This is a genomic window from Nocardia huaxiensis, assembly GCF_013744875.1.
Lineage (GTDB): Bacteria > Actinomycetota > Actinomycetes > Mycobacteriales > Mycobacteriaceae > Nocardia > Nocardia huaxiensis.
Map to the genome: position 1 here is coordinate 3898239 of NZ_CP059399.1, position 19064 is coordinate 3917302.

Annotated in this window: 18 protein-coding genes and 1 pseudogene; 9 read left to right on the top strand and 10 right to left on the bottom strand. The window is 67.6% G+C overall.

The genetic code is table 11. The annotated features are described in order from the left end of the window. The first annotated feature begins 13 nt into the window (after positions 1-13). Positions 14-382 (top strand): DUF5655 domain-containing protein, encoded by a 369-nt coding sequence (locus H0264_RS17450; RefSeq protein ID WP_181584942.1) that lies wholly within the window; start codon positions 14-16, stop codon positions 380-382. Between the two features lie 27 nt (positions 383-409). Beyond that, positions 410-1042, top strand: coding sequence for a TetR/AcrR family transcriptional regulator (locus tag H0264_RS17455; protein WP_181584943.1), 633 nt, complete (start codon positions 410-412; stop codon positions 1040-1042). Here H0264_RS17455 and H0264_RS17460 read toward each other — a convergent pair. Together H0264_RS17460 and H0264_RS17465 are read right to left on the bottom strand one after the other, a co-directional pair. Further along, positions 988-3252: an MMPL family transporter gene (locus H0264_RS17460; protein ID WP_181584944.1), complete on the bottom strand. Its 2265-nt coding sequence runs from the start codon at positions 3250-3252 to the stop codon at positions 988-990. The two genes, H0264_RS17455 and H0264_RS17460, sit on opposite strands and share 55 nt — an antisense overlap. A 221-nt stretch (positions 3253-3473) precedes the next feature. Continuing rightward, a complete protein-coding gene (locus tag H0264_RS17465; protein ID WP_181584945.1) occupies positions 3474-3686 on the bottom strand; it encodes a hypothetical protein in 213 nt (70 codons plus the stop codon). 300 nt (positions 3687-3986) lie between these two features. On the opposite strand from H0264_RS17465, the pseudogene coaE reads away from it, so the two are divergent. Continuing rightward, positions 3987-4925, top strand: a pseudogene (gene coaE / locus H0264_RS17470) (dephospho-CoA kinase); the annotation flags it as partial. A 37-nt stretch (positions 4926-4962) separates the two neighbouring features. Here the strand turns inward: coaE and H0264_RS17475 are convergent. Beyond that, entirely contained in the window at positions 4963-5487 is a 525-nt protein-coding gene (locus H0264_RS17475; protein WP_181584947.1) for a ribonuclease FAU-1 family protein, read from the bottom strand. A gap of 181 nt (positions 5488-5668) precedes the next feature. On the opposite strand from H0264_RS17475, the gene H0264_RS17480 reads away from it, so the two are divergent. Next, on the top strand, positions 5669-6091 hold the full coding sequence (locus H0264_RS17480; RefSeq protein WP_181584948.1) for a hypothetical protein: 423 nt from the start codon (positions 5669-5671) through the stop codon (positions 6089-6091). Between the two features lie 87 nt (positions 6092-6178). Here H0264_RS17480 and H0264_RS17485 read toward each other — a convergent pair whose 3' ends face one another. Further along, positions 6179-6763, bottom strand: a complete 585-nt coding sequence (locus H0264_RS17485) for a ribonuclease FAU-1 family protein (protein ID WP_181584949.1) — start codon at positions 6761-6763, stop codon at positions 6179-6181. A gap of 320 nt (positions 6764-7083) precedes the next feature. On the opposite strand from H0264_RS17485, the gene uvrB reads away from it, so the two are divergent. Next, complete coding sequence (gene uvrB / locus H0264_RS17490) at positions 7084-9249, top strand: excinuclease ABC subunit UvrB (protein WP_181584950.1); 2166 nt, start codon at positions 7084-7086, stop codon at positions 9247-9249. A 53-nt stretch (positions 9250-9302) separates the two neighbouring features. On the opposite strand, the gene H0264_RS17495 is transcribed toward uvrB, so the two are convergent. Further along, complete coding sequence (locus H0264_RS17495) at positions 9303-9770, bottom strand: VOC family protein (protein WP_181584951.1); 468 nt, start codon at positions 9768-9770, stop codon at positions 9303-9305. Positions 9771-9825: 55 nt separating this feature from the next. Here H0264_RS17495 and H0264_RS17500 point away from each other — a divergent pair, with 55 nt between their 5' ends. Both H0264_RS17500 and H0264_RS17505 read left to right on the top strand, forming a co-directional pair. Continuing rightward, positions 9826-10692 carry a helix-turn-helix domain-containing protein gene (locus H0264_RS17500; protein WP_181584952.1) on the top strand — a complete coding sequence of 289 codons (867 nt, stop codon included), beginning with the start codon at positions 9826-9828 and terminating at the stop codon, positions 10690-10692. Positions 10693-11024: 332 nt separating this feature from the next. After that, positions 11025-11477 carry a universal stress protein gene (locus H0264_RS17505; protein ID WP_181584953.1) on the top strand — a complete coding sequence of 151 codons (453 nt, stop codon included), beginning with the start codon at positions 11025-11027 and terminating at the stop codon, positions 11475-11477. Positions 11478-11540: 63 nt separating this feature from the next. Here the strand turns inward: H0264_RS17505 and H0264_RS17510 are convergent, their stop codons facing one another. From H0264_RS17510 to H0264_RS17520, 3 genes are all read right to left on the bottom strand, one after another. After that, entirely contained in the window at positions 11541-11774 is a 234-nt protein-coding gene (locus H0264_RS17510) for a hypothetical protein (RefSeq protein WP_181584954.1), read from the bottom strand. A 13-nt stretch (positions 11775-11787) separates the two neighbouring features. Beyond that, positions 11788-12345, bottom strand: a complete 558-nt coding sequence (locus H0264_RS17515) for a dihydrofolate reductase family protein (RefSeq protein ID WP_181584955.1) — start codon at positions 12343-12345, stop codon at positions 11788-11790. Positions 12346-12428: 83 nt separating this feature from the next. Beyond that, entirely contained in the window at positions 12429-13322 is an 894-nt protein-coding gene (locus tag H0264_RS17520; protein ID WP_181584956.1) for a LysR family transcriptional regulator, read from the bottom strand. A gap of 108 nt (positions 13323-13430) precedes the next feature. On the opposite strand from H0264_RS17520, the gene H0264_RS17525 reads away from it, so the two are divergent. Then, positions 13431-13952 (top strand): dihydrofolate reductase family protein, encoded by a 522-nt coding sequence (locus H0264_RS17525; protein ID WP_220139999.1) that lies wholly within the window; start codon positions 13431-13433, stop codon positions 13950-13952. Here H0264_RS17525 and H0264_RS17530 read toward each other — a convergent pair. Both H0264_RS17530 and H0264_RS17535 read right to left on the bottom strand, forming a co-directional pair. Further along, positions 13945-16236 (bottom strand): HelD family protein, encoded by a 2292-nt coding sequence (locus H0264_RS17530; RefSeq protein WP_244976263.1) that lies wholly within the window; start codon positions 16234-16236, stop codon positions 13945-13947. The two genes, H0264_RS17525 and H0264_RS17530, sit on opposite strands and share 8 nt — an antisense overlap. 126 nt (positions 16237-16362) lie before the next feature. Next, entirely contained in the window at positions 16363-17700 is a 1338-nt protein-coding gene (locus tag H0264_RS17535; RefSeq protein ID WP_244976213.1) for a diguanylate cyclase domain-containing protein, read from the bottom strand. A gap of 213 nt (positions 17701-17913) precedes the next feature. On the opposite strand from H0264_RS17535, the gene H0264_RS17540 reads away from it, so the two are divergent. After that, positions 17914-19059, top strand: coding sequence for a beta-ketoacyl synthase N-terminal-like domain-containing protein (locus H0264_RS17540; RefSeq protein ID WP_181584959.1), 1146 nt, complete (start codon positions 17914-17916; stop codon positions 19057-19059). Positions 19060-19064: the final 5 nt, after the last annotated feature.

Sequence of the window (19064 nt, forward strand, 5' to 3'; positions counted from 1 at the left end):
TACCGTGACAACCATGGCCGATGTCGCGCAGACGGTGGACGAGTTCTTCGCCGGGTCCGCCGCCGGGATCGCCATCGCCGAGGCGGTGCGCGGGGCAATCGACGCTATCGGACCGGCGGATATGCGAATCACCAAGAGCCAGATCGGATTTCGGCGAAAGCGGGCGTTCGCGCAGCTCTGGAAACCCGGGCAGTACCTGAAGTCCGAGGTACCCGCTGTGCTCACGCTGGAGCTACCGCACGAACTGGATTCGAAACGGTTCAAGGAAGTCGCACACCCCGCCGACCGGCACTGGACCCACCACCTCGAACTGGTCGCGGCGGGCGAGGTGGACGACGAGGTGCGCGGCTGGCTCGCGGAAGCCTATGCCGCGGCCGGGTGAATCGTCCCCGGTATTCTCGAAGCTGATATGTCCCAGTCCTCCGTGAAATCCCCGGTCTCCCTGTGGGAGAAACGCAAGGTCGAGGCCATGAGCCGTATCCAGCGGGTGGCGTTGGAACTGTTCGATCGGCACGGGTACCGCGAGGTCACCGTGGAGCGGGTCGCCGCAGCGGCGGGCGTGTCGCCGAGTTCGATCTACCGGTACTTCGGGACCAAGGAGATGCTGGTCCTCTACGACGAAGTCGATCCCGAAGTCCTGGAGGTGCTCCGCGAGGCGGGCAACGGCGAAACGCTGGAGCTCGGCGAACTGATCGCGATCGCGCGCGCCCTGGCTCCGGTCGTCGCCGACAGCATCATCACCGCGGATGTCGAGCGGCGCACCCGGCAGCGGATGCAGTATGTGCGGGCCATCCCCGAGGTGCGGGACCGGCAGGTGCTGCAGATGCGTGCCATGGAGGAACAGTTCCAGCTGCTGTTCGCCCAGCGCAGCGGCCGCGACGCCAATGATCTGGTGATCCGGGTCGCGGCCGCCACCGCCATCTGGGGCTGCATGGCGGCGCTGGACCATTGGGCGGGAACGGATTTCGAGCGCCCGCTGCGTGCGGTCTACGGCGAGGTGCTGGAATCCGTGGTCGCGGCGCTCACCGCCATCGTCGGCTGAGTTCGGCGCGCGCCGAGCTTCGGCAGCCACCAGTTCCAGCGGCCGAAGAGCTGCATGAAGGCGGGCACCAGGATCAGTCGCACGATGATCGCGTCGATGGCCACGGCCACCCCGAGCGCGAAACCGATCTGCTTCAGCTCGAGGACGTCGGCGGTGAGGAAGCTCGCGAACACCGCCACCATGATGGCCGCCGCGGCGGTGATGGGACGGGCGGTGCGCTGCAAGCCTTCTGCCACCGCAGCGGCATTGTCCGGATCGCGATCCCACGCCTCCTTCATGCGTCGCACCAGGAACACCTCGTAATCCATGGAGAGGCCGAACAATACGGCGAACACCAGCATCGGCAGGTACACCTGCAGGAAGCCCGAGGAGTGGATGCCGAGCAGTGAACCGCCGACGCCGTGCTGGAAGACCGCGACCGTGAGGCCGAGGGCCGCACCGGTGGCCAGCAGGTTCATCACGATCGCCTTGAGCGCCAGCACGATACTGCGGAACGCGAACACCAGGAAAATGAGCGAGACCGCGAGCACCAGCGCGATCACCCAGGGGAAGCGGTCGGTGATGCGCTCGGAGATGTCGGCGAAGCTGGCCGGCACGCCGCCCACCGATACTTCGGCGGACTCGACACCGCTTGCGGTGGAACGAATGTCGGCGGTCAGGTCGGCGGCGGCGGTGGAATCGAAGGAGTCCTTCGGGATGACCATGGCCAGCATGCGGCCGTCCAGCTGCTGCGGCACCACCTGTGCGATGCGCGGATCCCGCGACAGTTCGGCGACGAAACGGTTCGCCTCCACGAAACCGTTGCCGGACAACGGCGTATCCTCCGGCCCGGTGACCACCACCTGGATGGGCGAGAGCAGACCCGGCCCGAAATTGTCGCGCACCAGCTGGGTCGCCTGCCCGGACGGGCGGTCCGCCAGCGAGCCCAGGCCCATGTCGATGCCGTAGCGGATGCCGCCGATCGGCAGCGCCGCCAGCACCAGCAGCAGCACCCCGAGGCCGCCGAACAGCACCGGCCGGCCCATGACGGTGTGCGCCCAGCGGGTCCAGCCGCTGCTCACGGTGGCGGGCTGGGTTTCGGCCGGCCGCCAGCGCGCGGGCAGCGCACCGCGATTGATCGCCGGGCCCAGCGCCGCCAGGATCGCGGGCAGCAGGGTGAAGGCCGCGGTGAGGGTGGCGACGGCCGCGGTCACCACGCCGATGGCGATGCCGTTGAGCATGGGGATGCCGACGGTCACCAGCGCGCACAGCGAGATCATCACAATGAGCCCGGAGACCAGGATGGTGCGCCCGGTGGTGTTCATGGTCGTGCCGACGGCGGCATGAATCTCGGTGCGCGCCTTGCGGTCCCGGACTCCGCGCCGGGTGAGCTCCTCATTGAACCGGCTCACCAGGAACATGCCGTAGTCGATGGCGGCGCCGGTGCAGATCATGGTGGCGATGGACAGCACCAGCGAATCGAAGGTCAGGAACGCGGTCAGCCCGAACAGCAATCCGATCGCCACCGCCAGCCCGGCGACGGTCACCGCCATGGGAATGGTGGCCGCCAGCACCGCGCCGAGTGCCATCACCAGCACGACCGCCGCGATGGGCAGGCCGATGCTCTCACCGCGCTGCAGGTCGGCGGTCTCGGTCTGCATGAGATCGGATTGGATGGCGGAGAATCCGGTGGCGGCGGCACTCACACCCGAATCGGTGGCGGCGGCCAGCGCCTGCTGCAGCCGGTCGGCCACCGCGACCCGGTCGGACATGGACCCGTCCAGTCCGACGATGCCGAACGCGGTGTGGCGGTCGGCCGAGATCTGCAGGGCCGCATTGCCTTCGAACGGCCCGATGGCTCCGGCGACGCCCTCGGTGCCGCGCGCGGCGGTGAGCGCGCTGTCGACGGCGGCGCGGAATTCGGGGGAGTCCGCCGTGTACTGCGCGGAATGGAAGACGATGAGATCCTGCTCCGCCCCGAACTGTGAGAAGTGTTCGGCCACCAGCTGTTCCACGCGACTCGAGTCGGAACCCGCAATGGTGTAGTCAGGTGCGCCGAGCCGGTCGTGCAGAGCCGGGAACGCGGCCGCGCACACCGCCACCAGAACCAGCCACAGCCCGATGACGAGCCGATGATGTCGCGCCATGACGACGCCGCAGCGCCCGAGCGCCCCTAGGCGTTCGGGCGCTTGTGCTGCTTCGGGCCGCTCGGGCACCGCGGATCGTGTCATCGTCCCCTCCGAGGTCGAATACCTGATAGTGACTTTCAGGTATTGCCGCCCAGCCTAGGAGTCGCCGCATACACCTGCAAGGGACTGTCAGGAATCCGCCGGAGCGCAGGGTTCGACCGCCGATCCGGACCTGGTCCGTTCGGCCGGTTACGGCATCGTCTGACCGCACACAACAATGGCCCGGTCCGGACGGACCGAGCCACGGGGGCGGTGCAGGCGGATCAGCTTGCGGTGGCGGGCACCCAGTGGACGGCGGCAGCGGCGGAGCGTTTTCGCATGGCCGCGAAGCTGTGCCGGGCGGGGCTGATGAGGGTGGTGAACCATGAACGGCGGTGCTCGGCCAGCGCCGCCGCGACGGCGGGAATCTCGATGCAATGCACCGTGCCCGCCAGGCCCAGACGGTGCCGACCCGTCTGGATGTTTCTGGTGCCCAATGAACTTCCTTCTCTTGCGTGATACCGGCCTAGGATCGCCTGCGGCGAACCTTAGCCGAACAAAAGTGTGCGACACCGTATTTTGCGCGACATTCGCCCTGGCGTGTCGGAATGTTGCCGACATGCGGTCCGTATTGGCGGAAAAAGTTGCGGAAAGGTCTCGTGAAAATCACGGAATGAGAAAGGTGATCGGCTGGGAGGTGAATTCGCCTGTGCGAGTGGGTAATCAGACTTTTCCGCCGTTGAGCTCTTGTCATGGCCCCTGTGCAAGCCACGAATCCGGTTTGCGAGACTGTGGGAATGTTGCGAGTTGGTCTCACCGGAGGCATGGGAGCGGGCAAATCCACCGTGGCGCGGATTCTGTCCGAACGGGGTGCCGTCCTGGTGGATAGCGATGTCATCGCCCGCGAGGTGGTGGCCCCCGGAACCGAGGGACTGGCCGCGCTCGTGGCCGCCTTCGGCGCGGAGATCCTGGCCGCGGACGGCAGCCTCGACCGGCCGGCGCTGGCCGCCCGGGCCTTCGCCAGTGACGAGGCGCGCGCCACGCTCAATGGCATCACGCATCCGCTGGTCGGCCAGCGCACCGCCGAGCTCATCGCGGCCGCCCCCGCGGAGGCCATTGTGGTGCAGGACATTCCGCTGCTGGTGGAGAACGGCCTGGGACCGTTCATGAATCTGGTGGTGATCGTGGACGCCGCCGAGGAGACCCGCGTCGCGCGGCTGGTGGAGTTCCGCGGCATCGACGAGGCCGACGCGCGCGCCCGCATCGCCGCGCAGGCGACCGATGAGCAACGCCGGGCCGCCGCCGATGTCCTGCTCGACAACAATGGCGCAAACGGGACGATCGACGCCGAGGTGCACCGGCTGTGGGAGGAGCGGCTCATTCCCTTCGAACGCAATCTGCGCACCCGCACGCCCGCCGCCCGGCCCGCCGAACTGCCGGTGGTGGACGCGAATCCGGAGTGGCCCGCACAGGCGCGCCGATTGATCGCGCGGCTCCAGGTGGCCTGCGGCGCGGACGCGCAGCGCATCGAGCACATCGGCCCGACTTCCGTCGGCGGCAAGCCCACCGAGGACGTCCTCGACATCCAGATCGTCGTGGCCGACGCCGCCACCGCCGAGGGCCTGCGAGATCGCCTGGCGGACGCCGGTTTTCCGCGCGTCACCGCGGCGGGGGAGCCGGGCCTGGAATGGCGGCACGCCAATGCCGATCCGGGCCGGGCCGTGAATGTGATTGTGGTGGCGGCGGACTGAGCCCGCCGCGTCCTCTCCGGCGCTAGCGCCAGGTCAGCTTGATGCCGTGCGCGGCCAGCCACGCCTCGAGGCTGTGGCCGTGTGCCGCAAGGCCGTCGATGGTGGCGGTGGCGGTTTCGATGGCCCGCTGCGCCTGCGGCAGCTCCAGGTAACCGGCGGCGTGGGCGGCGAGAAGTTCGTCCACATCCAGTAATTCGACGTCGCGGCCGGTGCGCACCACCAGATCGAGGTAGTGGTCCACGGACCGCCAGGTCGTGGCGTCGACCTGTGCGAACTCGCCGATGTCGAGGTAGTAGTCCTGATCGCGCAGGTCCGCCGGCGTGAAGTGGAAGACCGTGACGCGCAGCGACAGGCTTGGCAGCAGCCAGGATTCGATGTAGTGGAATTCCGGGTGATCCGACTGCCGGGCCATGTACAGGCCCCACGGTTCGACCTGATAGTGCTCGACCTCGCGCACGAAGCCCTTGGGATCGACATTGGTCAGCTTGTCGACATGGAAGTACTCCACCTTGGGCGGGTGCAGGTGCACCGCGGGCGCCTGAGTCATGTTCTCAGCATCGCTGTTCGGGCGGCAGTCGTCCAGCGAACTGTGGCCGAGTCGGCAGGCAGAGCGCACGCTGAATATTTGCCGGAGGAATCTTCGTCAAAACCGCAATGTGAAACATAGGCTTCCGTTACGGTGCGGCTATCCACAGTTGCGTGGGTGGCACAACTAAGGGAAGTACAGGATGAAGGTACAGAAGGCCCGCGCCAGCCGGGTCGGGATCGGCGTGACGACCTTCGGCGCGATGGCCGCGACCATCGTGCTCGCGGCGCCGCAGGCCGGTGCGTGGGTCGGAAACCTCGAGGTGTCCGGCTCCGGTCACAAGGCCGGCTGCCAGTACACGATCACCGCCTCCGTCGAGGTCGACCGGCTCTCCACGGTGAAGTTCACCGACAATGGCGTCGACATTCCGGGCAGCCCGGTCAGCCCCTCGCTGCTGAGCAACAAGGTGACCATCAAGTGGACCCCGTCCACCGCGGGCGCCCACAAGATCGAGGCCCGGCAGATCCTGATCAGCGACTCCATCACCGTGCAGGTGGCGGAGAACACCAGCTCGGGCAGCAGCTCCTGCGGACTGGGCGGCCTGATCCCCAGCCTCTCCGGCTAGGACGGAAGGTCCTTCGGGACGGCGAAAGCCGCTCGGCCCGTGCGCAAGTGGGCCGAGCGGCTTTTTCGATTCCAGGGGTGGTCGGGCTCAGAGCCAGGTGAGCTGGACGCCCTGCAGCGCCAGCCAGCGATCCACATCGTGGTCGCAGCCGGCGATGCCGTCCACCACGGCCGCGGCGCGTTCGATGGCGCGATGGGTCTGCACGGTGTCGAAGTGCCCGGCGGCATGGGCGGCGAGCAGTTCGTCGATGCCGAGCAGTTCGGGCGCCTGGCCGGGGCGGGCCACCACATGCAGATAGTGCGCCTCGGCGCGCCACTTCTTGGACTCGACCGGACCGAACTCGCCGATATCGAGGTAGTAGGTCTGCCCGCGGTCGTGGCCGGGGCGCAGGTGGTAGACCGTCACCCGCAGCGAAAGTGCGGGCAGGAGCCAGGATTCGATGTAGTGGAAGCGTGGATTATCCACTTTGCGTTCCATGTACAGGCCCCACGACTCGGCGTGCAACCGCTCGACCGGATGCAGGTAGCCGTGGTGGTCGGTCCAGGACAGTTCGGCCAGATTGAAGAATTCGAGTCTGGGCTTGTGCGGGGCCGACGGATGCGAATTGCCTTTGATTCTGCCCGGATCCACTCCATTGAGGGAATTCCGCTGCGGCGCATGGAGACCTGTCATCACCCTCGCCCTTCTCGACTTTGTCCGACCGCCGAAGTCAGGTTACACCCGGTATCGGGGTTGTGAACCCTCGTGAGCGAACCGGAATTCGAGTGTCGCCCGGTGGACATTCGCATCAAGATCATTGCAAGAAAGGGTGTTTCATACGACCGACCAGAATGTAAAAGAGATCATCGTTCGACGATGCCCGCCACCGGGGGTGCGGGCCCGTGCGGCGGCCGGGTGCGGGAACCACGCGGAGTGCATCTCGCCGACCGCGCACGGGAGACCTCGCGGACGGCGCACGGAATCTGTCGGTGGTGCGGCCTAGGCTGTCGAACATGGCTTTCGCAACCGAGATCCCCGGCGAGCTGCCGCTGGCGCATTCCGAGTTCCGGCCCATCGGCGCGGTCGAGCGGGTCGAGGGACAGTTCCAGGTGGTCAGCGAGCACGTTCCCGCGGGTGACCAGCCGGCCGCCATCGAGGAGCTGGAACGGCGCATCCGCGCGGGCGAGAAGGATGTGGTGCTGCTCGGCGCCACCGGTACCGGCAAGTCGGCCACCACGGCCTGGCTCATCGAACGGTTGCAGCGCCCCACGCTGGTGATGGCCCCCAACAAGACCCTCGCCGCGCAGCTGGCCAACGAGCTGCGGGAGATGTTGCCCAACAATGCCGTCGAGTACTTCGTCTCGTACTACGACTACTACCAGCCCGAGGCGTACATCGCGCAGACCGATACCTATATCGAGAAGGACAGCTCGATCAACGACGATGTCGAGCGGCTGCGCCATTCGGCCACGTCGAGCCTGCTCTCGCGGCGCGATGTCGTGGTGGTGGCGTCGGTGTCGTGCATCTACGGTCTCGGCACGCCGCAGTCCTATCTCGACCGTTCGGTCCAGCTCGAGGTGGGCGCCGAGGTGGAGCGCGACAAGCTGCTGCGGTTGCTGGTGGATGTGCAGTACACCCGCAACGACATGTCCTTCACGCGCGGCACCTTCCGGGTGCGCGGCGACACCGTGGAGATCATCCCCTCCTACGAGGAGCTGGCGATCCGCATCGAATTCTTCGGTGACGAGATCGAGGCGCTGTATTACCTGCATCCGCTCACCGGCGATGTGGTGCGCCAGGTGGATATGCTCCGCATTTTCCCGGCGACCCACTATGTGGCGGGCCCGGAGCGAATGGAACGCGCGGTCGGCGATATCGAGGCCGAACTCGAGGCGCGGCTCGCGGAACTGGAAAAGCAGGGCAAATTGCTGGAGGCGCAACGTCTTCGCATGCGCACCCAATACGACCTGGAAATGATCAAACAGGTCGGCTTCTGCTCGGGTATCGAGAATTACTCGCGCCATATCGACGGGCGCCCGGCCGGTTCCGCGCCGGCCACCCTGCTCGATTACTTCCCCGAGGATTTCCTGCTCGTCATCGACGAATCGCATGTGACCGTGCCGCAGATCGGCGGCATGTACGAGGGCGATATGTCGCGCAAGCGGAATCTGGTGGAGTACGGCTTCCGGCTGCCCTCGGCGGTCGACAACCGGCCGCTCACCTGGGAGGAGTTCGCCGAGCGCATCGGGCAGGCGGTGTACCTGTCGGCCACCCCCGGTCCGTACGAATTGGGCCGGGCCCAAGGCGAATTCGTGGAACAGGTCATCCGCCCCACCGGTCTGGTGGATCCGCACGTGGTGGTCAAGCCGACCAAGGGACAGATCGACGATCTGGTGCACGAGATCCGTCAGCGGGCCGAACGCGACGAACGCGTCCTGGTCACCACGCTGACCAAGAAGATGGCCGAGGATCTCACCGACTATCTGCTCGGCCTGGGTATTCGGGTGCGGTACCTGCATTCCGAGATCGACACGCTGCGTCGCGTGGAACTGCTGCGGCAGTTGCGCCTGGGCGAGTTCGATGTGCTCATCGGCATCAACCTGCTGCGTGAGGGTCTGGACCTGCCCGAGGTGTCGCTGGTCGCCATTCTCGATGCCGACAAGGAGGGCTTCCTGCGCAGCAGCACCAGCCTCATCCAGACCATCGGCCGTGCCGCGCGGAATGTGTCCGGTGAGGTCCACATGTACGCGGACAAGATCACCGACTCCATGCGCCAGGCCATCGACGAGACCGAGCGCCGCCGGGCCAAGCAGGTCGCCTACAACGAAGAGCGCGGCATCGATCCGAAACCCTTGCGCAAGAAGATCGCCGACATTCTCGACCAGGTGTATCGCGAGGCCGAGGATTCCGAGGTCGAGGTGGGCGGTTCCGGCCGCAATGCCAGCCGTGGCCGCCGCGCCCAGGGCGAGCCGGGCCGCGCGGTCAGCGCCGGGGTGTACGAGGGCCGGGATGTGAAGTCCATGCCGCGCGCCGAACTCGCCGACCTGGTCAAGGACATGACCGAGCAGATGATGAACGCGGCGCGCGAGTTGCAGTTCGAGCTCGCCGGGCGGCTACGCGACGAGATCGCGGACCTCAAGAAGGAACTGCGCGGCATGGACGCGGCCGGGCTGTCGTGAGAACGGGCCGGAGGGGTGTGCGGCCGGGTCGCGCACCCCTTCCGTCCGAGCGCTCAGTTCTGCCCTGCCATCCACTCGTTCACTCGTCGCTCGGCCTCCTCGCGGGGGACGTCCTCGACGCGGGTCATGATCACCCAGCGGTGTCCGAACGGGTCGATGACCACGCCGTAGCGGTCGCCGGTGACGAAGGTGGCCGGTTCCTCGACGGTTTGCGCGCCGTGTTCGAGGGCGCGGGCGGCGACCGCGTCCACGTCGGGGCAGTAGTGCACGATGCTGGCGGTGACGAAGCCGTCGGGGGAGCGCAGGCCCTTTTCGGGCAGTTCCAGGCCGGTTTGGATGGTGGAGTCGCCGATCAGCAGTTCGGCATGCGCCGCCTGGCCGTCGGGCAGGTCGTTGCGGCTGATCACCTTCGCCTCGAAGACGGCCGAGTAGAAGTCGATGGCCCGGTTGGCGTCGGCGACCGGCAGGAAGCAGGTGATGGAGTGGTAGTTCTCGGGGATCGGGTTCACGTCTGTGCTCATGCCGAATACTCTGCTCGCCCCGGCCTTTTCGGTCTTGTAAGAAAGCGACAGCCGCATGCCGGACAGTGATGCCACCCCCGATTTCGGCCCGCGGCCGGTGCCGCCGCCGGAGACGGCCAAGGGCATTCTGCGCCCCCGCGATCAGATCCGGGTCAGCAATCACGGCCGCCTGCCCGCCGGGGAGGCGGTGAGCCGCTATGTCGAGTGGTACTGGTTCGTGAGCTGGGATCGGCGCGGTATGCCGCCCTTCTCGGCCGAGGTGCTGCCGTATCCGTGCGTGAACCTCACCTTCGAGCGCTCGCACGATCGCAGCGGCGGCTTCCTCACCGGCGTGTGGACCACGAAGTACACCCGCGAATTGGCCGGGGAGGGTGAGACCTTCGGCGTGAAGTTCCGCGCGGGCGGCTTCGGCGCCTTCACCGGTCTGGATGTGGGCGCGTTCCGCGACGCCTCGGTCCCGCTCACCGAGGTGCTACCCGAGGCCGACGGACTCGCGGATCGTGTTCTGGCGACCCGGGATTCGCAGCAGCGGCGGGCGCTGGTGGAGGAGGCGCTGGTCGCGGCCGCACCGGATCGCGCGGTCGCCGACGACACCGCCTACCGGCAGGTGCTCGCGATTGTCGAAGCGATGGAACAGGATCCGGACCTGCTGCGCGTGGATCAGGTGACCGAGCGCTTCGATATCCCGGTGCGCACCCTGCAACGCCTGTTCCGTCGCTATGTCGGCGCGGGCCCCAAGTGGGTGCTGCGCCGCTACCGCCTGCAGGACGGCGCGCATCTGCTGGCCGAGGGCCGCACCACCGATCTGGCCGCGCTCGCCCTGGAACTGGGCTACTTCGACCAGGCGCACTTCTCCAACGAGTTCACCAAGGAGATCGGCATGGCGCCGCTGGAGTACGCCCGGCTCGCACTCGGTTCGTGAGCATTGCCCATTGCGCTCGCGACCCATTACGGTCGCGCTTTTTCGCCCGCGCCGCCACTGCGGAAATTGTGAATTGTGACGAATGTCCCAGCGGTGCAACAGGGTTGACGATTTCCGCCGTCCCCCCGCGGCGCCGGGAAATTCGCTGGTAATCAGTGTTGTTCCGGCTCACACCGGCGAATGTGTGCCGGTGCCCGCGCGCGACGCGGATGTGATGTGTTGCGATATCGAAAATTCCCGCCAGATATGCCGCTATTGTCAGGCGAAGTTGCCGCTGTTGCCTCCGGACCCACGTGGGCGCATCGGCCCCGACCCTTGTACTTGGAGGAGAAATGACCGCCTACCGGACGATCGTCGTCGGTACCGATGGCTCGGACTCGTCGTACGTCGCCGTCGAGCGGGCCGCGGCTCTGGCCGGCGACGAGGGCGCCACGCTGTACATCGCCTGCGCGTACTACCCGACCGACGACCGCGATGTCGCCGCGGCCGCCGACGTCCTGAAGGACGAGGCCTACCAGGTCCGCGGCTCCGCACCGACCAGCGAGATCCTGCGCGTGGCCCATGACAAGGCCACCGCCGCGGGCGCTTTGAACGTGGTCGAGAAGGCCGTCGTCGGCGAGCCCGTCGAATCCCTGCTCACCCTGATGAAGGAGATCGACGCCGACCTCCTCGTCGTCGGCAACCGTGGCCTCAACACCCTCGCCGGCCGCCTGCTCGGCTCCGTCCCCTCGGACGTGGCCCGCAAGTCCCGCGCCGACGTGCTCATCGTGCACACCGTGCGCTGACGCACCAGCGACAATGAAGCGGCCGCGTCCGGGAGGGCGCGGCCGCTTCGTGGTTCGAGGCTGTCAATCCCCGGCGAGCAGGTGCCGCAGCGTCACCACCTCGTCGCCGTAGGTGCGCTCCTCGATCAGGCGCAATCCGAGACGCCGTCGCACGCTGGTGAAGCCGCTCCGGCCGCCGAGTTCCGCCGCTCCGCTCCGAGTGCGGCCGGAAACCTCATCGGGCCAGGAGAATTCGCCGTTCGGTTCCTCGGTGTAACCGTCCATCGACCGGTGTGCGACGCGTATGACCTCTCCCATGCTGCGCGGGTGTCTAGTTGCCGTCGGCGAGTTCGTGGCGCATCAGCACGACCTGTCCGCCGTAGGTGCGCGATTCCACCAGGCGCAGGCCGGCGCGCAGCTTCACATCGGTGAAGACGGTCCGGCCGCCGCCGAGCAGCACGGGATGGACGTAGACGCGGTATTCGTCGATGAGCCCGCGCCGGGTGAGTTCGGAGGCGAGTTCGGTGCCGCCGAACAGCAGCAGGGTCTTGTCTCGCTTGATCTCGGCCAGTTCGGCCGGATCGGCGATCACCGTCGAATTCCATTCGTCCGTCCGCAGGGTGCGCGAGACGACGTACTTCGGCTTGGCCCGCCAGACCGGCGCGAAGGCCAGGTCGTGCGGATGCTCCGACATCTGCTCGGCGCGCGGCCAGAAGTATGACATCAGCCCCCATACACCGCGCCCGTAGAGGAAGGCGTCGGCTTCTTCGGCGAGTGTGTTGGTGTCGATGGAGAGCTCGGAATCCATGACAGGCCAGTCGAATTCGCCGTCGGGCCCTTCGATGTAGCCGTCCAGCGACTGGTGCACGATATGAATGATCTTTCCCATGCGAGCCAGCCTGTCGGCGCCTGCGGAATCCAACAATGGGCGATTCGGGCACGTTTTGTTGAGTGCGGCTCAACGGTGGCGGGTCAGGCCGGGGTGGCGGCCTCCTGGACGAGGTCGAGGAATGGGCGTACGAGGGGGTTCTTGGTGTCGGTCGGCCACATGAGGCCGTAGTCGATGGGTGGGGCGTCGCGGAAGGGGACGAAGACCATGCCGGGGCCGGAGTGGAACTGTTCGGCGCGGGCGGAGACGGTGCTGACGCCGACGCCCGCATTGACGTGGACCAGGACCTCGGGCCAGAAGTTCGTGGCCGGGCCCTGCGGGACCGGCCGGCCGGCCGGGGTCCGGCGCGGGAAGTAGTAGTCCATCCAGTAGCGCGGGATCAGCTCATCGTTGAGGGTGATCAGGATGGCGTCGCCGAGATCTTCGAGGTCCACCGAATCGCGCTGTGCGAATGGGTGATCCACGGGGACCAGCAGGGATCGCGGTTCGGAGAACAGGATCGGGCCGGTGGTGATGTCGGGTTCGGAGATGGGGAATTCGGTGAGCTGCAGATCGACCGCGCCCGAGCGCATTCGGCCCAGCGGGTCGGTGAGCTGGATTTCCTCCACATTGACGATGCTGTCGGGGTAGCGGATGCGCATGAGGTCGGCGGCCCGGACCATGAGGTTGCCGCACCACGGTGCGGAGAATCCGACGGTCAGCACTTTCCGTGCGGTGCTGCCCAGGCTGGCCGCATTGAGTCCGGCGCTGATCTGGCGGTAGGCGGGTAGCAGGTCGTCGCGCAGCTGCTTGCCCACGGGGGTGAGGGTGACCGTGCGGCTGGTGCGTTCGAAAAGTTGTGCGCCCAAACGGCGTTCCAGGGCCCGGATGGTCTGACTGATCCGGCCCGTGGACACGTGCAGGCGTTCCGCGGTTCTGCCGAAGTGCAATTCCTCGGCGAGGGTGAGAAAGGCTTCGAGCTCCAGCCGTTCCAGCATGTCCAGTCCTTCGATCGTGCAGCGTGACTAAACGTAGCGTGTAGGCATTCGCGATTGGCGACCGCGGTGCGTGTCGGCCAGTCTGGAACGGTGAGCAATGTCGTTGTCGTGAGGCACATGTCGATCGACGGCGTCGTGGCGGGGCAGAACTGGACCGGCCCGTTCCGCGACGCCCAGCACGCCAGGTTCCAGCACGGGCGGCTGCGGGACAGTCGGGCCCTGCTGCTGGGGCGCGCCAGTTTCGAGGAGCTGGCGCGGGCGTGGCGGTCGGCCGACCGCACCGACCCGTTGACCGCGTGCATGGACCGCATACCCAAGTACGTGGTGACCCGGACGCTGGAACGGCCGCATTGGAATTCGATCGTGCTGGACGGTGACGTCCCCGAGCAGGTGGCGAAGCTGCGCGCGGAGCCGGGGCGGGATCTGCTGGTGCACGCCGGCGATCGGCTGGTGGACGAACTGCTCGCGCATGATCTGGTGGATGAGATGCAGATCCTCATCCACCCGATCACGCTCGGAGCCGGGCGTCGTCACACCGGCATGCCGCAGGGGCGGTGGCAGCTGAGCGCGACCCAGATCTTCGCTTCGGGCACGGTGGCGCTGGAGTACCGGCCCGTCCGGATCAGCTGAGCCGCTGCAGCACGCGCGGCAGATCCTCGGTGTGCGCGACGGTCAGGCGCTGGGTGGAACGGGTGAGCGCCACGTACAGATCGTTGAGCCCGCGCGGGGATTCGCCGAGCATGCGATGCGGTTCGGCGAGGATCACCGCGTCGAATTCCAGGCCCTTCACATCGTGCACGGTGAGCACGCGCACCGAATCCCCGTTCAGGTGGGCGAGTTCGGCGACCAGATCGTGCGGGACGATGACGGCGGTGGTGCCGGGATGGTCGTTCTCCTCGGCGACCAGCCGGCCCAGCTCGGTGGCCAGCTCGCCGGCGGCCACCTTGTGCGCCGTCGGCGCGAAACCGGATTCGCGGACCGAGCGCGGTGCGGGGGCCGCCGGATCGATCTCGGCGAGCACATCGGCCGCCACCGCCATGATCTCGGCGGGGGTGCGGTAGTTCACCGTCAGCTCGGTGAGCTTCCAGCGTTGCGCCACATAGGGTTCCAGCACCTGCTGCCAGGACGAAGCCCCCGCCGGGTCGCCGGTCTGGGCGACATCGCCGACGGCGGTGATCCAGCGATTCGGGATGCGGCGCATGACCATTCGCCACGCCATCTGCGAAAGTTCCTGCGCCTCATCGACAATGACGTGCCCGTAGGTCCAGGTGCGGTCCCCGGCGGCGCGTTCGGCGGTGGTCTGGCTGGTGCGGACCTGCTGGCGCTCGGCCAGCTGGGAGGCGTCGATGAGGTCGTAGGCCATGAGCAGTTCCGGATCGAGGTCGTCCTCGAGATCCTGTGGGGCCGAACCGGTCAGGATGTCGAGGGCGTCCTGGGCCTCGGCCAGCTGGGCGCGCCAGCGGCGACGGGCGCGCTCGCGCTCCTCGGTGTCGTCGACGCCGAGGAGTTCGGCCAGCTCGTCCAGCAGCGGGGCATCGGCGTCACTGAACTCGCCGCTGTCGGAGCGGTACAGTTCGGCGCGGTCGGTCTCGCTCAGCTGCGCCGCGGCGGTGGCCAATCGCTTGGGATCGGCCCACAGCCCGCCCAGCACGTCCTGCGGGGTCAGCAGCGGCCACAGCCCGGCGATGGCGCGCTGAATGTCGGCGTCGGCGCGCATCTCGTCGCGGATCTCGGTGAGATCGGTCTGGCTCAACAGGTTTCGCCCGCCCAGCGGATTGGCGCCGATGGCCTGGGCCAGCTGATCGGTGAGCGCGTCCACCACGGCGGCGGCGAAGATCGGGCGGGCCAGATTGTGCGGGCGGCGCGAGGACCGCGCCCGGCCGCGCGCCTTGGTGACGACCTTGCGGTCCAGGATCAGGTCGTGCCCGTCGAAGTGCAGCCGCACCGGTTCGCGCGGGATCTCCTGCCAGTCCCGCACCGCCTTCTTGAGCACCTCCAGCATGTCCAGCGAACCCTTGAGCTCGCCCGCGCGCAGCGAATCCTCCAGGGTCGCTTGCACACCCGGATACAGATTGCCGACGGTGGACAGCAGCACGCCGGTCTCGCCGAGTGAGGGCAGCACCTGGCCGATGTAGTCGAGGAAGGTCGAGTTCGGGCCGATGATCAGGACGCCGGCCTTGGCCAGCTGCTGCCGGTAGGTGTAGAGCAGATACGCCGCACGATGCAGCGCCACAGCGGTTTTGCCGGTGCCGGGCCCGCCCTGCACCACGAGCACGCTCTTGTGCTCGGAGCGGATGATGGCGTCCTGTTCGCTCTGGATGGTTTCGACGATGTCGTTCATGTGCCCGGTGCGGGCGGCATTGAGCGCGGCCAGCAGCGCGCTCTCACTGCCGACGCCCCCGTCGCCGTCGATGACCCCGGCCTCGCGGGCGAAATCGAGATCCAGGTATTCGTCGTTGAGCGCGGTGACCTTGCGATTGCGCGAGCGGATATGGCGGCGGCGCGTCACCCCGTCGGGCGCGGCCGTGGTGGCCAGATAGAACGGACGGGCCAGCGGCGCACGCCAATCCAGCAGCAGCGTCTCGTAGTCGCGGGCCTCGTCGAGAATGCCGATGCGGCCGATGTAGCGGTGTGACTCGCCGTCGCCGTTCTCGGATAGGTCGATGCGCCCGAAGCACAGACCGTGTTCGGCGGCATCGTATTTGGCGAGATCCTCGGAGTAGAGCTGGGTGAAGGACTCGCGTTCACTGCGGGCCTGCGGGGTGCCGCCGGTCTCCAGCAGCACGGTGCGCAGGCGGCGCTGCGCGTATTCGCGCATGCCGTCGAGCCGTTCGTAGAGCACATCGAGGTACTGCTGTTCCCGGTCCTGGTCCGCGGTCGCGGCATCGGGCTCCGCGGTGGCGGCATCGGGCACGGAACGATCCTCAGTCAGATCGGGCAAAGCGGAACTCCTTGTCACCACGCCTGGCACACACGCGAACCATCGAGAACAGAGTTGTCGAGTCTAATCGGTTCCGCGTCGACATGTTGTGTGCGCAGGTCAGGAGGCGTGCGTCGAGTCCGACCGCCGGGTCAGCGCGGACTCGCGCGGGTTGGCCGGCTTGGCCCGGTACATGGCCAGATCGGCATCGTGCAGCACCTGCTCCGGGCTGCGCGCGTCCCCGGGGTGCAGCGGCGTGACGCCGATGGACGCATTGACCTGGATGCGATGCCCGCGCGCGATGATGGGCTCGGCCATGGTCTGGCACAGGCGGGTGATCAGGCCGTCCAGATCCTCGCCGAGGGTGCGGCCGGACAGCAGCACCAGGAATTCGTCGCCGCCGATCCGGCCCACCACGTCGTCGGCGCGCAGCCCGCGCTGCAGGCGTTGAGCGACGATCTGCAGCACGGTATCGCCGATGGCGTGCCCGAGGGTGTCGTTGATCGATTTGAAGCCGTCCAGGTCGATGAAGAGCACCGTCGACACCGGCAGATCCTCGGCGGTCCCCAGCGCCGCGGCCAGCCGCGACAGCACCAGCGCCCGATTGGCCAGCCCGGTGAGCGGGTCGTGGGTGGCCTGGTACTCCAATTGCCTTCGGCTGGCCCGGAATTCGGTGATGTCGTTGAACGACGACACCGCGGGGGAGTCCGGATCCCCGGGCGTGAGCAGCCGGCTGCTGCACGAGAGCCAGCGGCGTTGCCCGTCCGGCCGGTCCACGCCGAACACGAAGCGCGTCACGGTCTCCCCGGTGGCCATGGTGCGCGCGACCGGATACCAGGACGGCGGCATGGGCTGGGCGTTCGCGTCGAGCAGGGTGAGCGGGAGTTCGTCGATGCGGGTGCCGATGAGGTCGTCGGCGTCGTAGCCGAAGATGCGGCGCGCGGCCGGGTTGGCGGATTCGATGCGCCCCTCCCGGTCGATCACCACCACGCCCTCCTCCAACTGCGAGACCACGGTGGTGAAGAACTGTTCGGCCCGCCGCTGCGCGGCCTCGGCCAGGCGCTGCGGCGTGAGGTCGTGCAGCACAACCTGATACGCCAGCCGGTCGTGCCAGCGGGTGAGCACGGACACGGTTTCGACGTCCACGGAGCCGCCGTCGCAGCGGCGCAGGGTCATCTCCGCCGGTTCGGAGGCGGTGCCGGCAATGGTGAGCCGGCGGATGCGCTCGAGCATGGGCCCGACGGACGCGGGTTCCACGAATCTGGTCAGGGGCTGGCCGACGATGTCGTCGACAGACGTGGCGCGCAGCAGTCGCACGGTGGCCGGGTTGGCGTAGACCACGCTGCCGCGTTCGTGCACGACGACGCCGTCCGGGCTGAACTCCACCAGAGACCGGTATCGCTGGGCCAGCTGTTCGGCATCGGTCGGGGTGTTTGCCCGATCGTTACCAACTTCCACCTCATGCACCCCCTGGTCGTCGTTGAAATACGTCGCTGGAGCACGGCACCATTCTGGTATCGGCAAGGTTGCTGTGACACTGCGCAGAGCTATTGAATCGATCACAGTCCCGCACAGCATCGGGCTGCGCCATGTAGTCATTACAGGCACCGGCTTTGAAAGGGCGATGCTATGACCGGCACCAATCCGCGAAAACACCGGCACCAAGATCATATGACCATCGCCGGGATCGGCGCGGTCACCGGTTACGGCTGGGGTCGTGACACCCTCTGGGAGGGTTTGCTGAGCGGCAAGTCCGCGGCCCGGCTGTATCCAGGGTACGGCCTCGAGCGGGACCGCCAAGGCTGGGTCGCGCGTGTCCCCGAGGGCGGCGATCCGGGTGTCGGGCTCAGTCGCTACGGGCGGGCCGTGCAGGAGGCGGCCCGCGAAGCGGTGGCCGACGCGCACACCCGCGGCTGGAAGCCGGGACGCACGGTGGGCGTGCTGCAGGCGATCGTGCTCGGCGACGTGTACGACTGGCGTGACTTCTATCTCGTGGACGGCGGCCGGCGGCGCAATCGCGACTTCATCCGGTTGCTGCCGTCCACGCCCATCTCGATGTTGACGCAGGAGTTCGGATTTCACGGTCCGACCATGGATGTGGTGTCGGCGTGCAGCTCCGCCAATGTCGCTCTGATCACCGCGAAACTGTGGCTGGACAACGGTTTCGCCGACGACGTGCTGGTGGTGGCCTCGGACCTGTCGGCCATGCCGGATCTGGTGGAGCCGTTCGTGCAGGCGGGCGCGGCGGTCACCGACATCGAGCCGCTGCAGGCCTGCCGCCCGTTCCAGGAGGGCAGCCGGGGCTTCGGATTCGGGGAGGCGGCAACGGCATTCGTGGTGACCCGCGCCGCGGACGATCCGTACGCGGCGGTGCTGGGCGGGGCCATGTCCAATGACGGATATCACGTGCTGTCGGTGGAGCCCTCGCACGAGCACATCTTCGACTGCGTGCGCAGGGCGCTCGACCATTCGGGGGTGCCCGCCGGCCGGGTCGACTATCTGAACTCGCACGGCTCCGGCACCAAACAGTGCGACGACGCCGAAACCGCGCTGCTGGAACGGATTTTCGACGGCCGTCCGCAGGTGACCGCGCTCAAACCGCTTGCGGGACACTGTCAGGCGGCAGCCGCGGGGGTGGAGATCGCGGCGGCGGCCATCGGCTACGAGCAGGGTCTGGTGGTGGCCGCGCCGCATGTGGCGGCCGCGCACGCCAACCTGCTCGACGGGCCGGCCGCGATGACCGGTGAGATCACCATCAAGACGGCATTGGGCATGGGCGGCAACAACTCCGCGGTGGTGCTGGGCCCGGCGGACTGACCCCG